General features: G+C 67.9%; 12 protein-coding genes. 3 read left to right on the forward strand and 9 right to left on the reverse strand.

Annotation, left to right across the window (positions count from 1 at the left end; all coding sequences use genetic code 11):
* The first annotated feature begins 195 nt into the window (after positions 1-195).
* Positions 196-1,230, forward strand: a complete 1,035-nt coding sequence (locus tag F6X53_RS19020; protein WP_244965596.1) for an HD-GYP domain-containing protein — start codon at positions 196-198, stop codon at positions 1,228-1,230.
* 174 nt (positions 1,231-1,404) lie between these two features.
* Positions 1,405-2,862 carry an MmgE/PrpD family protein gene (locus F6X53_RS19025; protein ID WP_151001772.1) on the forward strand — a complete coding sequence of 486 codons (1,458 nt, stop codon included), beginning with the start codon at positions 1,405-1,407 and terminating at the stop codon, positions 2,860-2,862.
* A gap of 1 nt (position 2,863) precedes the next feature.
* On the opposite strand, the gene F6X53_RS19030 is transcribed toward F6X53_RS19025, so the two are convergent.
* The 9 genes from F6X53_RS19030 to F6X53_RS19070 form a co-directional block, all read right to left on the reverse strand.
* Positions 2,864-3,586: a glutathione S-transferase C-terminal domain-containing protein gene (locus F6X53_RS19030; protein ID WP_151001773.1), complete on the reverse strand. Its 723-nt coding sequence runs from the start codon at positions 3,584-3,586 to the stop codon at positions 2,864-2,866.
* A gap of 48 nt (positions 3,587-3,634) precedes the next feature.
* Complete coding sequence (locus tag F6X53_RS19035) at positions 3,635-5,140, reverse strand: serine hydrolase (RefSeq protein ID WP_151001774.1); 1,506 nt, start codon at positions 5,138-5,140, stop codon at positions 3,635-3,637.
* Positions 5,141-5,153: 13 nt separating this feature from the next.
* On the reverse strand, positions 5,154-5,573 hold the full coding sequence (locus tag F6X53_RS19040) for a nuclear transport factor 2 family protein (protein WP_151001775.1): 420 nt from the start codon (positions 5,571-5,573) through the stop codon (positions 5,154-5,156).
* A 205-nt stretch (positions 5,574-5,778) separates the two neighbouring features.
* Positions 5,779-6,021: a hypothetical protein gene (locus F6X53_RS19045; RefSeq protein WP_151001776.1), complete on the reverse strand. Its 243-nt coding sequence runs from the start codon at positions 6,019-6,021 to the stop codon at positions 5,779-5,781.
* 88 nt (positions 6,022-6,109) lie between these two features.
* A complete protein-coding gene (locus F6X53_RS19050; RefSeq protein ID WP_151001777.1) occupies positions 6,110-6,652 on the reverse strand; it encodes an inorganic diphosphatase in 543 nt (180 codons plus the stop codon).
* A gap of 167 nt (positions 6,653-6,819) precedes the next feature.
* Positions 6,820-7,740, reverse strand: a complete 921-nt coding sequence (locus tag F6X53_RS19055) for a bestrophin family protein (protein ID WP_151001778.1) — start codon at positions 7,738-7,740, stop codon at positions 6,820-6,822.
* A gap of 345 nt (positions 7,741-8,085) precedes the next feature.
* Complete coding sequence (locus F6X53_RS19060; protein ID WP_191970898.1) at positions 8,086-9,132, reverse strand: DUF429 domain-containing protein; 1,047 nt, start codon at positions 9,130-9,132, stop codon at positions 8,086-8,088.
* A 90-nt stretch (positions 9,133-9,222) separates the two neighbouring features.
* Positions 9,223-10,368: a PDDEXK family nuclease gene (locus F6X53_RS19065; RefSeq protein WP_151001779.1), complete on the reverse strand. Its 1,146-nt coding sequence runs from the start codon at positions 10,366-10,368 to the stop codon at positions 9,223-9,225.
* Positions 10,369-10,591: 223 nt separating this feature from the next.
* Positions 10,592-11,428 (reverse strand): GIY-YIG nuclease family protein, encoded by an 837-nt coding sequence (locus tag F6X53_RS19070; protein ID WP_151001780.1) that lies wholly within the window; start codon positions 11,426-11,428, stop codon positions 10,592-10,594.
* 502 nt (positions 11,429-11,930) lie between these two features.
* Between F6X53_RS19070 and F6X53_RS19075 the strand changes: the two genes are divergently transcribed.
* Positions 11,931-12,131, forward strand: coding sequence for a hypothetical protein (locus F6X53_RS19075; protein WP_151001781.1), 201 nt, complete (start codon positions 11,931-11,933; stop codon positions 12,129-12,131).
* The last annotated feature ends 11 nt before the right edge of the window (positions 12,132-12,142 follow it).

A 12,142-nucleotide genomic window follows, 5' to 3' on the forward strand; every position in this document is an offset into this window, starting at 1 on the left:
GGCGTTGGAACGCGGACCGTCCTCGAAGGAATCGTCTGGTCCGTCCGAGCAAGAATTTAACCGGCGCGTAACGATGGTCCAACTTATCCGCGGGCGGTATTTACTCTTTTAAGATGCAATGTGGAGAGGTGTTTTCCAGCTTAAGTTGAGGAACGCTGCAGGGGCGCGGTGGTGCTGGCCGGACTGATCGTTCTCGTGTCCGACAGCGCGCAGCGGAGTGCGGCCCTCGCCGACGGTCTGCGCCTCGTCGGCACCTGCGAGGTCGTCTCGCCCGACATCCGGTGGGAGAGCCTGCTCGGCGTCTCGGCGGTCGTGACCGATCTCGACCTGACCCGCGCGAATGCCATGGCGTGCCTGCTGGCCCTGCGGCGCCAGGCCTGGGGCGACGGGCTCCCGATCCTGTGCCTCTCGCATCGCAGTTCCGATCGGGCGCTCCGGCAAGCGCAGCTGCTCGGCGCGAGCGCCTGCCTGCCCGTCTATGCGGAGCCGCATGTCGTCGTCACCGCGCTCCTGAACCTGATCAACCCCGCCGAGGGACGCCTCAATGCCGGCGCCCGCCAATGTGCCGAGCGCGCCGCCGCCGCCCTCGAAACGCTCTTCGGTGTCGCGGAAGGCTCGCGATTCATCGACCTGCAGGCGGTCGATGGCTGCGTCGATCCCCTTCTCTCCGCCTTGCGGGATGGCGGCCTCGCGCGCTGGCTCAACACCATCCGGGCCCACGACAACGCCACCTACCAGCATTCCCTCGTGGTCGCGGGCCTGGCCGCGCAATTCGCCTCCCATATCGGCTTTCCCGAGGCCCAACGGCAGCGTCTGGTGCGCGCCGCCCTCGTGCACGATATCGGCAAGGCGCGGATTCCGCGCGCGCTCCTGATCAAGCGCGGCGCCCTCGATCCGGGTGAGACCGCAATCATGCGCACCCACACGCTGCTCGGGTTCAAGCTCCTCAGCGCCAGTCCCGACATGGACCCGGCGATCCTGGACGCCGTGCGCCACCATCACGAGATGCTCGACGGCTCCGGCTACCCCGACGGCCTGAGCGGCGACGCCATCAGCGATGTCGTCCGCTTCCTGACGATCTGCGACGTCTACGCGGCCCTGACGGAGCGCCGCTCCTACAAGCCGGCCATGAGTTCCGCGGAGGCCTTGCGGGTCCTGCACGGGATGAGCGGCCGCGTCGAGCCGCGCTTCGTGCACGCCTTCGGCAAGGCCGTGGCGCTGGCCGGATAAGGACCGCCGAGGCTCGCGGCAGCGCTCGCACCGCTGGCACGCCCCGCGCCCGGCCCCGGCGGCCGGGAATCGGGCTTCGCGACCACATTCCGGATAACCCGAGGCCGACCTCATGCGTTGGGCGTTGTCGTCGGGCGGCCGCACGGCCGCCGCGGGCGAAGGGAGGCAAGCGCCATGTCCAGAATCGATCGCCGCACGCTGCTCGGGGCGGCCGGCCTCGCCCTCGCCGCCACCGGCACCCGCGCGGCGCCCGAGGGCCCGGGAGGGACTGGCCCCGCCGCCGCGGCCCCCGCGGCGGACGTGACCCGGACGCTCGCGCGCTACCTCGTCGGCGCCCGCTTCGCGGACCTGCCGGAGGCCGTCCGCCGCGAGGGCACCCGCACCTTCCTCAACTGGGTCGGCGTCGCCATCGGGGGCTCGCATCACGCGACCCTGGACGTCGCGGTCTCGGCGCTCGCCCCCTTCTCGGGGCCGCCCCAGGCCGGGCTGTTCGGGCGTCCGGAGCGCTTCGACATCATGAACGCCGCCTTCCTCAACGGGGTGTCGAGCCACATCTTCGACTACGACGACACCCACCTGAAGACCGTGATCCACCCGGCCGGCCCCGTCGCCTCCGCGATCCTCGCCTATGCGGAGATGCACCCGGTCTCGGGCGCCGATTTCCTCAACGCCCTGGTGCTCGGCGTCGAGACCGAGTGCCGGATCGGCAATGCCGTCTATCCGAACCATTACGATGTCGGCTGGCACATCACCGGCACGGCCGGCGTGTTCGGGGCCGCCGCCGCGTCCGGCAAGCTGATGGGCCTCGACGAGCAGCAGATGGTCTGGGCGCTCGGCCTCGCGGCCTCTCAGCCGGTGGGCCTGCGCGAATCCTTCGGCTCCATGAACAAGAGCTTCAACCCGGGGCGCGCCGCCGCGAACGGATTGTTCGCGGCGATCCTGGCCTCGAAGAACTACACGAGTTCCGACGGGATGATCGAGGCCAGGCGCGGCTGGGCCAATACGGTCTCGACCAAGCAGGATTACCGCGAAATCACGGAGGGGCTCGGTACGCGCTACGAGGCGGCTCTCAACACCTACAAGCCCTTCGCCTGCGGCATCGTCATGCATCCGGCGATCGACGCGGCGGTGCAGCTGCGCGACGAGAACCACCTCACCCCGGATGAGATCGAGCGCGTGAGTCTGAAGGTGCACCCCCTCGTCCTCGAATTGACCGGCAAGACGGCGCCGCGCACCGGCCTCGAAGGCAAGTTCAGCATCTCCCACGCGGTGGCGGTGGCGCTGGTGGAGGGGGCGGGCGGCGAGAAGCAGTTCAGCGACCGGGCCGTGCGCGATCCCGTCATCACCGCCCTGCGCGGCCGGGTGGCGCCGGTGGTGGATGGCGCGATCAAGCCGGAGCAGGTGGACCTGACGATCACCCTCAAGGACGGCCGCACCCTGAACCGGTTCATCGCGCACGCGATCGGCAGCGTCGAGCGCCCGATGAGCGACGCCGCCCTGGCGCGCAAGTTCACCGACCTCGCCGAGGGCATCCTGCCGGATCCGCAGATCCGCCGGGTGCTGGACCTGTGCTGGCGGATCGAGACGCTGCCGAACGCCGGAGACGTCGCGCGGGCGGGCGTTCAGGCCTGACCTACGCGCCCGCGAGGTTCGCGCTGCGAGGCCCCGACGCGACGGAAGCGTGGATGGCTTTACAATGGCGGACCAGATTGTCCTGCGACGCGACGAAGCGCTTGAGCGGGGTCTCGATCGGGAAGAAGACGATGTTGGCGATGAAACCGTAGATGCCCGCATCGACGCTGGTGGGCTTCGATCCGAACAGGTAGCCCTCCGCCGGCGTGAGGTTTGCCAGCACCTGCAGGTCGGCGAGCCCGCGCGCGTAGGCGGCGTCGGGCTCGAAGCGGCCGATTCCCTGATAATGGTAGCGCTGCGCGTTGAATGCCTGCGCCTGGCGCAGGCCGGTTTCCGTGAGGCTCGGATGCGCCCGCAGCAGAGCATCCCGGAAGGCGGGCCAGTACCGCTCATCCTTCCAGCGGGAATAGGACATCACCCAGTACAGGTCGTCGAGCATGCGCGTGACCAGAAGCCTGGTGTCGCGCTGCCGAGGATCGAGCCCGTCATCCAGCGTCAGGCCGTAAGTCCGGGTGAGATGCGCCAGGATCGCGTCGCTGTCACCGATCGGCCTGCCGTCATCGACGATATAGGGAAGCTGTCCGCGCGGTGCGTCCGAGGCATCGACGATGTGCCGATGCACGAAGGGCAGATACGCGAGCTTGAGAAACGCGAAGACTTTCAGGCCATAGCCGTTGTTGTCGGCGACACCGAAGAGCTCGGGGTAGGAATAGAGCGTGATCATGACGTCCTCCGGAATGCTCGGCTCCCCCGGATCGCGTGCGCCGTCCGTTCAGGGCACGCGCGCGAACCGGCCGTAGCTCACGCTCAGCGTGCCGGGGACCGTGCGGCCGCCGATGCTCGTGGCACTCGCGGCCCCGTCCGCGAAAGCGAAGGTCAGCAGGCCCGGCGCGATATCCGGGTTCGGAAAGCTGAGCAGGAACGTGTCGCCGGACCAGGGCGTCAGCCTGGCCTCACTGGGACCGATCCGCCCCATCAGGGCATCGCCCACCTTCGTGATCCGGAGGGTGCCGTAGAGCGGGCTCTCGAAATGGCCCGCATAGGCGTCCAGGGCATGGGCCATCGGCTGGGCGTCGGCGGGCGGCTTCGGGATCGCCAGGAGGTTGGTCCAGGCGGGCTGCTCCGATCGGATCTCGGCCTGCAGATCGCGCCCGGAGGCGCCGATCTCCCGCTCTAGGAACGCCGCGCGCACGGCCTCTGGGAAGACCGTGAGCTGCTTGTTGGCGAAGATCGCGATGCCGACCTTCAGATCGGGGATGAGGGTCACGATCGTGCGGACGCCGTTGAGCGCGCCGTTCTTCTCGACGACCCGCCGGTTGAGGAACCGGTAGCTGTCGCAGCCGAGGCCCGCCGCCGCATTCGGATCGCGCAACGGGCCGCCCGGCCCCTCGACCATGCTGGCGGCCAGGATGTCGCCGAGGGTGGACGGCTTGAGCACCGGCTGTCCCTCGAAGGTGCCGCCCGCCAGCACCATGCGCATCCAGCGCGCGATGTCGGCGCCCGTCGAGACGATCGCGCCGGCGCCGCTGAACGCATCGACGTTCTCGTAGGCCATCACGCTCCCGTCGAGGTCGTGCGCGGCCGCGCGGTTCTCATCCTCGAACAAGGCGGCCTGGACCGGGCCGCTGCGCCCCATGCCGAGCGGCGCCAGGATGGCCTGCGCGAGGAGCTGCGGAGCGGAGAGGCCCGCCGCCCGCGCGGCCGCCTGCTGGCCCAGGAAGATGCCGTAATTGGAATAGGCCATCCTCTCCCGGAAGCTGTGGTCGAATGGGAGGAAGCGGGCGCGGCGAACGAGCTCCTCCGCCCCGAGGCCGAACTCCACCAGCAGGTCGCCGGCATAGGCGGGCAGGCCGGTGCGGTGCGCGAAGTAGTCCCGCAGGGTCGCGTTCTCACTCGCGTAGGGCACCGCGAGCAGGAGGTCCGCTGCGAAGCTGCGAACCGGCACGTCCCAGGCGACGACGCCGCGGTCGACCAGGGTGCCGACCGCCGTGGCGGCGATGAACTTGCTCATCGAGGCGATCTGAAACCGCGTTTCTGCGTCGACCGGCGCTGCCTTCCCGGCCTCACGCACGCCGTAGCCCTGGACGAAGGCGGTGCCGTCGGCCCGCACAACGGCGACGACCGCGCCCGGCACTGCGTAATCCGCCAGCGTCTTGCGCACGAACTGATCGAAGGCGCGGTCGCTCGCGGCGGGCACCGGCGGATCCTCGGAGCGGGCGGGGGCGCCGCCGAGGCCGAGGATGGCGACCAGGGCCGCCGCGTGGGTGCGCCGTCTCATCGTCCGGCCCGCATCAGGCCGGGTCGGGCGTTGCCGCCGCGATGGTTCGGGCGGTGTCGTAGAGTTCCTCGAAGGCGACGGCGCGGCCGTTCGAGAAGCGCCACAGGTCGACCTTCCGGGTGCGCGCGACCTTTCCGGTGGCCCTGTTGCGCCAGGCCACGTTCCCGATCACGACGACCTGGTCTCCCTGGGCCACGAACTCGGTCATGTCGTGGGCGATCATCTCCCAGTCGGCGGCGAGCCCTTCGAGATAGCCCAGGATCTCGCGGCGGCTGCGCCGCGCCGCCGTGAACCGCATCGCCGGAGACCCGTCGGCGAGCGAGGTGAGGCTCGCCTCCTCGGCGAGGACATCCATCCAGCATTGGACATCGCCGCCCTTCGTCTCGGCCCAGGTCGTGTAGGCGGCTCTCAGCCGCGTCACCGGATCGCTCATGGGACGCAGGGCCTCCCCTCCCGCGCGCAGGGCGGCTCGGGCCCGAGCGAGACCGACGATCCGTCCTGCGCGCGGCCATCATGGTTGGCCGCCTGGGCCTCGGCAATCGGATCGCGCGCGCGTCAGCGTGACGGTGCGGTTTGCGGCCGAGGCTCCGGTTCGAGCGCGCGACGCCCGCCTGTGACGACCGGGCGGCGCCTGCCTCTCACAGGCTCAGCACGGGAAGCGCCGTCACGCTGCCATGCGCCTGCAGATCGAGACCATGTTCCGTGATCTCTTCGTCCGTGAGCTCACGCAGCGCTTCGGCCTGCGCGCCGGCACCCGCGGCCTGCGCCGCCACGATCTCGGCATCCTGTTCGTCCCGCGCGACGACGAGCACGGGCGCGACCTTGGCGGCCCCATCACCCGATCCCGGCACGGTGACCTGCACGCCAAATCCCTTGTTCATGTCTCGGCTCCTGCCTGTGGTGACCCTTGCGGATGGCGGGTTGCCCGGTCCCGCGCCGGCCCGCCTGAGCGACGGCCTCGCGGATCGATCACGGTCTCACCGGCCTGCCCGTGCCGCGCGCGCCGTCCTGGACGAGGGTGCGGGCGCGATCGGGCCCGGAGCGCCGCAGCGGCGTGAAGCGGCGCCCGCTCAAGGCGTTGTAATGCGTGAAGAAGGCCTCGATCTCGTCGAGGAAGCCCGGCCTCAGTTCGTCGACGTGGCGGACATGGGCGTGCGTGCGTGCGTGAACCGCGACTCCGAGGAGGCGGTCGTTGCGCTCCGTCTTGCCGTCCGTCTCCCGCTGCTCCGCTTCGATCACGCCGAGGAGGCGCACCGTCACCAGGCATCCCATCACGATGGGCGCGTCGAGCAGCACGAGGATATCGAGGGGATCGCCGTCCTGCCCGAGCGTCGAGGGAATGAACCCGAAATCATACGGAAAGGAACTCCCCTCCGGCAGCACGGATTTGAACCGGAACGCGCCGACCTCAGGGTCGTAGGAATACTTGTTGCGACTGCCCTTCGGCGTCTCGATCACGACGTTGAGATCGTCCTCCGCGTCGAATGCCGGCAGGGCCGTCAGGGGCTTCATGGCAATCCTCGATGTCGCTGTTCTGGGAAAGACGGCGATCGAGGCCGGAGTTCCCGCTCCTCGCAACCGCCCGCGCCCATCGGCCCAGGACGGCACGGGCCGGCGGCCGAGCCGCGAGCGCCGGACGGGAGCCGCCCCGACACGCGGCCCCGGTTCGCGCAGGATCGTCAGCGCAGGACGAAATGGTCCGGCTGAAGCGCCGGGGGCAGGGGATCGCCGAGCGCGTTGAGGACGACGCCTTCGGCGGTCCGCAGGAGCGCATCGAGCGGCAGGTCGTTGGCCTGCAGGCCGAAGGGTTCCTCGAGTTCGTCGCCCAGAGCGTCGAGGCCGAAGAACGTGTAGGCGACCAGCGCGGTCGCCAGCGGCGTCGCCCAACCCAGGGAGGTCGCGAGCCCGAAGGGCAGGAAGAGGCAGTAGAGCCACGACGTGCGGTAGATCAGCAGGGTGTAGGCGAACGGGAGGGGCGTGCCCTTGATCCGCTCGCAGGCCGCCTGGATGTGGGAGAGCGCCTCGAGCTTGGTCTCGAAGATGGCGTAGAGCACGTCGCTGATCGTCCCGGCCTCCCGGGCGCCGCCGAGGTCCACGGCAACGCGGTGGAGCGCGGCGTCCGCAGGGCTGGGATGGGCCTCCAGGACTTCGCGCTCCGCCTCGGGCAGCCACGGCGCGAGGGCGGCCTGCGGATCCTCGGAGCGCAGGGCGGCGTGGAGGGCATGCGCGAAGCCGGCGAGGCGCCGCAGGATGCGGCGGCGCAGAGCCTCGTGTTCCGGCCCGGGCAGGAGCGCGATCGTGGTGCGCGCGAATCCGCGCATCTCGACGAGGAGCATCCCCCATTGCCGCCGCGCCTCCCACCAGCGGTCGTAGCAGGCATTGTTGCGGAAGCTGAGGAAGATCGACAGGGCGAGCCCCAGGAGCGTGAAGGGCGCGACGCCGGCATTGAGGGACAACAGCTCCGGCCAGTGCCGCTCCGCCGCGACGACCGCGCAGGCGACCAGCGTGATGAGCAGGATCCTGAGCGCCACCTGCGGCAGGATCGAGCCGTGCAGCGTGAACAGGATGGCAAACAGGCCAGGGCGCGGGCGAACGATCATGGTCACTCAGCGCCGAGAGGGGGAGCACGGTTCCGGTGCCTCGACGCCGGGGCGCGGACCGGCGCGCGCCGGCCGAAGGGTGCGGGAACTGGTCGGCCCCGAAGAACGACCTCCGGCCAACGCTGCCGGACCGCCGATCCGGCGCCGCCCGCCCATCCCCGCCGCGCACCCGACCCGATGCGATCACGCGACCTTGGCGCATAAACGCGTCCGCCGCCCCGTTGCACCCGTTGCACGCATAGGCTAGTGAATCGCCACGGTCAGCACCCGTAGCTCAGCTGGATAGAGCGTTGCCCTCCGAAGGCGGAGGACCCGGCTCTCCGGCACGCTAAGTGCCTCCAATGATTACAATAGGTTCGACGCTCCGCGAGCCGCGGGCGACGTTTGGTTGTGATCTGCCGGCGCAAAAGGGCCGCAACGGAGCGCAGTTTCTTCAGGGCGTTCAGCTTCACTTACGGGTTCTGACGCCTGGCCGAAGATCCAGCCTTCCCATTGTCCCACCTTGGGCTGGTTGGGCGTGCCCTCAGGTCGATGGCCACATACAACCTCGAGCATCCCGCAGAGACCAAGGAAGGCGTCGAAGAGGTCCTCGCCGACAGGCCTATCGCCAAACCCATCGCGGATCGAAGCTTCGAGGCCACCGTCGAGTTCGTGGTTCCGGCTCTGTGCCCAGCCAATCAGCTTAGATGCGAACGTCTGCCGATCGGTCTGCCGTGTTTTGCTCATGCCAGCTTTAAAGACGACGCCGACCTGACCATAGGCATCGGCCGGGTAGGTTTCGGCGATCACGAGGCGAGATCGCTCCAGAAGGCTGGCAACTGGCCCATCGAACGGCCAGAGCGCGGTGCCTGGCTTTTCAAGCGCCGGCATTAGGAACTCCTGCCAGCCTGCGAGCGCGGCCTTCCCGACCTGATTTCCACCAAGCGTCCAGAACAGCGGGCAGGCTGCCGCGCGCGACGGCGTCCGCATCTCGCAGCTTCGCCGAAGCTGGTTGATGTCGGAGACGCCGAGTGCAGTGATGAGTTGAGCATGGGAGCGGCCCCCAGGTCGCTGCGGATAGAACGGTCGGTGCAACGAGAGATCACCCACGTCGTCGACGACGTCGAACCAGTTCGACCACGCGCCATAGCCTAATGCAGCCAAGCAATCGCGAAAATCGGCGAGGCCCGTCTTCTCGCCATACTGGAACGGCAATCCGATAGGGAAATCGAAGCCGATGAGCACCGGACCAGGAGCCGCATTCATGACCGCGTCCAGAAGTGCTTGCGGCGAACTGATCGGCATGACCCTGCCGAGCCAGTAACGGCCCTCATTGAGGACAGCCACCGACATCCAGCGCTTACTGGCAGACGTGCTCCAGTCGCAATGCACGACCATGGACGGCAGCGGCATGTGCGTTTCTCCCACCGCATGGATCTTGCATTTAGCGTCCTTACCAGCCGCTGAATGCGACGCAGTGCTTCAATTGGCTTCTGAGGATTTTCAAGTGCCGGCGCGGATGCGATCGACGAGCGACTGCCAGATGGTGAACAACTTCTCCCTGGCAGCCGCCTCCTGCAAGAGCGCGAGGGGAACAGTTGGCTCGCCATCGGCCACGCGCTCGCCGTAGCGCTGGCTGAACGTGCGCTCGAGGTTCTCGAGGACCTCGCGCCGTGCTTCGATTGTATCGAAGGGGACGGCCTTCATCACGTAGCAAAGCGCGGTCACCACCTTGCCATCAAGCCTCACACCTGCTGGCCAGCAGTGACCCCGCTCGTGAACGAGCTTCACGCGGAAGGAGGGCTTCTGCGCCCGCGTGACCTCGATCTCGCAGCCCTGCGCCCTCCACCAATCATAGATCATGCGCGCGGTATTCGCCTCAGCAGCATTCCGCTCGGTTGCGAGACGAGCGAACCACTCGTCGACCTTGAGCTGCGGTCCAGCTGTGCTCGCCGCGGTGTTACCACCCTTGCGGCGCTCTGCTTCCGCGGTGCGCCCGATCAGCCGCGGCACCAACGTGCGCAGTCCCTGCCCGGTGTAGTGCTTGATCTCGAGGGCGATTACCTCGGCCGGGCTCATCTGGGCGTTCAGGAACTCCACGATGCGCTTCAGCTCCGGGTAGATGACGTCCGCGACGAAGACCATGCGGATCCGACCTGCCCGCAGGTTCACGTCGACGCCACGCCAGAACTCCTCGAGATCGGCATCGGGACGTCCCAGGTGCTCACGCAGCGCCTCGTCCGCATCGCGCTCACCCGCAGCGCACGTGCGCTCAAATTGCTGCCTGATGGCCTCCATGGGCCAGTAGACGACCCCGTTTGCGGCATAGTCGAGCATCTGGGCCACGACCTCACGCCGCCCTCGTGTGTCGCTGGCGCGCTTGACCTCGACCAAGGTCGGCACGCCGTCCTGGTCGACGAAGAGATGATCGAGCGACCAGCGGCCCGCTCCGCCTTCCTCACCCGGCACAGCCTGCTCGCGCGCGATCAGCAGCCAGCGACGCGGGTTCGTGGGATCGACGGCATCACCGGCGATTAGGCTCGGGTGGGTGGCGAGGAGCTCCTGGAGCAGGTCCTCGCTCTCGAACGCACTGGAGCGCATCTCCACGAGGCTGTTGTCGTCCCGGACGATGAAGATGCCGTCGCTCATAGCCACCCAGAATTGCTGATCCGGGACCCGCTATCGCATGTGCTGAGGCGCGGCGCTCCTCCTGAGCGAGGGCGATTTCGCGCCTTCGCTACGTCGGCCCACAGGAACAAGAAGTCCCAGATGACCGCGCGTCGCTCGAGGACCATGGATCCTGGGTCGAGCAGGATCCCGATCATGCCCTTGGATCGCCTCAGCCAGGCGCGCATGGCGATTTCGCGAACCGCTAGTTTGCGTTGAGGCCCATCTCTCGGCTCTGGAGCTTCTCCTTCCATTGGTTCTCCATTGCGATGACGTCCTTATCGCTCGCTTCGGAGCCGGCGACCTGAAGGATGCAGACTTGGTAGTCGGCGGGGTCCCGTGCCTTCAAGCGCACGTTGCCGCCGTGCCCGTTTCGAACATACTCCTGCCACCGGCTGAGAAAGCCTCCAGCACCGGTCGCGGAGCCAACGTAAATCTCGCGCGTCCTCGGGCAGGTCAGGAGGTAAACCCCTCTGGCCGCGGAGAGCGCCACGTTCCAGGTCGGGGGAAGCTCCTCGACCTCCGACAGCTTCTTTATCAACGCCAGGTAGCCCGGGAACTCGGGCTCCTTGAAGTCTGCACGCACCTCGAGGATGCTCTTGTTCTGCCGATCGGCCCGCTGCGCCCATGACCGCGCGCCCCGACCCCACTCGATGACGACCTTTCCGGCGAGATCGGCCAGCCGCTCGTCGGGCTCGAGCTCGTAGAGGTCGTGCTCTTCAGCCGCGAGGATTCTGTCATTGATTGGTTCCGGTGTATCGACCTGCATGGGCCCGACGCTACGGACCCGGTAGAGGCCGACGAACAGGGTCTCGCGAGCCGGGGTGCCGACGAACGATGCCCAGAGCGGTCGGGAACTCAGGACCTGCCGGTTCCTCAGCGAGTGGATGGACTGGTAGAGCTCGAACGCCGACCGATCATTCCGCCACAGCGCATAAGGGGTTCGGCCCTTGGTCGCCCGATTGTCCTGATGGCGGAGCAGCCGCACGTCCTCGGGCGCGATCTCGGCCTGGTGCAAAAGCGAGTTGAACAGGAGGGGCATAGGACCTTTCGGGCGTGGCTGATTCGACGGATCGCTTCACCCTGCCCCCGGCTACGGGGTCGCTCTACCACCCCGGATCAGCACCCACAGATCAATCGCGATTTCGCGAAATACCGACGCCGGCGGCCGCATCGCTCTCTTCTCGACGCCGCCGCATTCTTTGCCTTGGGTCGCGCGGCCAAGCCTCTTAGAAGGCCCAGGGCGGCTGACAGCGCGGCGAGCCATAAAGCTGCGCCGCTACTCGAAAAACCAGCCAGTGCGCCGCTTAGGCGATCTTGTGGCACGTCCTCGGCGAGAGCGAGGAGGTCCTCACCGCTGGTCAATGGGCGTCAGGGTTGAGGGCGATACGACAATCCGATCCAGTCAAACGGACATCAACCGCATTCCCATCGCGCACGCCCCGATTTTCACTTTTCGACCAGCGCCAGGATGAGCAATTCGCCTCGGCTCGCTCCAGTCGGCCGAGTGCTATGCTGCCGACCAACTAGACGGAGGACGCCCCATGAAGAAGCTCGTCGTGACTACGGCCACCCTGATGCTGCTTACTGCGGCGCCTGCTATGGCCATGAGCTGCTGCGGCGGCGGCAAGGGTGGGATGATGTGCGGTAAGCCCGGCATGGCGATGGGCCACGGCAGCGTGAAGAAGGGCAAGGGCGGCTGCTGCTGCGAGAAGATGTCGATGAACATGAGCAAGCGGCGCTGATTACTCACGCC

Source organism: Methylobacterium soli (assembly GCF_008806385.1).
GTDB lineage: Bacteria > Pseudomonadota > Alphaproteobacteria > Rhizobiales > Beijerinckiaceae > Methylobacterium > Methylobacterium soli.

What these genes read in the sequence shown, in the direction of transcription:
- F6X53_RS19050 (WP_151001777.1), bottom strand. Translation starts at nt 6,652, where the DNA reads ATGAAGCCCCTGACGGCCCTGCCGGCATTCGACGCGGAGGACGATCTC.
- F6X53_RS19030 (WP_151001773.1), bottom strand. Translation starts at nt 3,586, where the DNA reads ATGATCACGCTCTATTCCTACCCCGAGCTCTTCGGTGTCGCCGACAAC.
- F6X53_RS19075 (WP_151001781.1), top strand. Translation starts at nt 11,931, where the DNA reads ATGAAGAAGCTCGTCGTGACTACGGCCACCCTGATGCTGCTTACTGCG.
- F6X53_RS19045 (WP_151001776.1), bottom strand. Translation starts at nt 6,021, where the DNA reads ATGAACAAGGGATTTGGCGTGCAGGTCACCGTGCCGGGATCGGGTGAT.
- F6X53_RS19035 (WP_151001774.1), bottom strand. Translation starts at nt 5,140, where the DNA reads ATGAGACGGCGCACCCACGCGGCGGCCCTGGTCGCCATCCTCGGCCTC.
- F6X53_RS19040 (WP_151001775.1), bottom strand. Translation starts at nt 5,573, where the DNA reads ATGAGCGATCCGGTGACGCGGCTGAGAGCCGCCTACACGACCTGGGCC.
- F6X53_RS19025 (WP_151001772.1), top strand. Translation starts at nt 1,405, where the DNA reads ATGTCCAGAATCGATCGCCGCACGCTGCTCGGGGCGGCCGGCCTCGCC.
- F6X53_RS19065 (WP_151001779.1), bottom strand. Translation starts at nt 10,368, where the DNA reads ATGAGCGACGGCATCTTCATCGTCCGGGACGACAACAGCCTCGTGGAG.
- F6X53_RS19055 (WP_151001778.1), bottom strand. Translation starts at nt 7,740, where the DNA reads ATGATCGTTCGCCCGCGCCCTGGCCTGTTTGCCATCCTGTTCACGCTG.
- F6X53_RS19060 (WP_191970898.1), bottom strand. Translation starts at nt 9,132, where the DNA reads ATGCCGCTGCCGTCCATGGTCGTGCATTGCGACTGGAGCACGTCTGCC.
- F6X53_RS19070 (WP_151001780.1), bottom strand. Translation starts at nt 11,428, where the DNA reads ATGCCCCTCCTGTTCAACTCGCTTTTGCACCAGGCCGAGATCGCGCCC.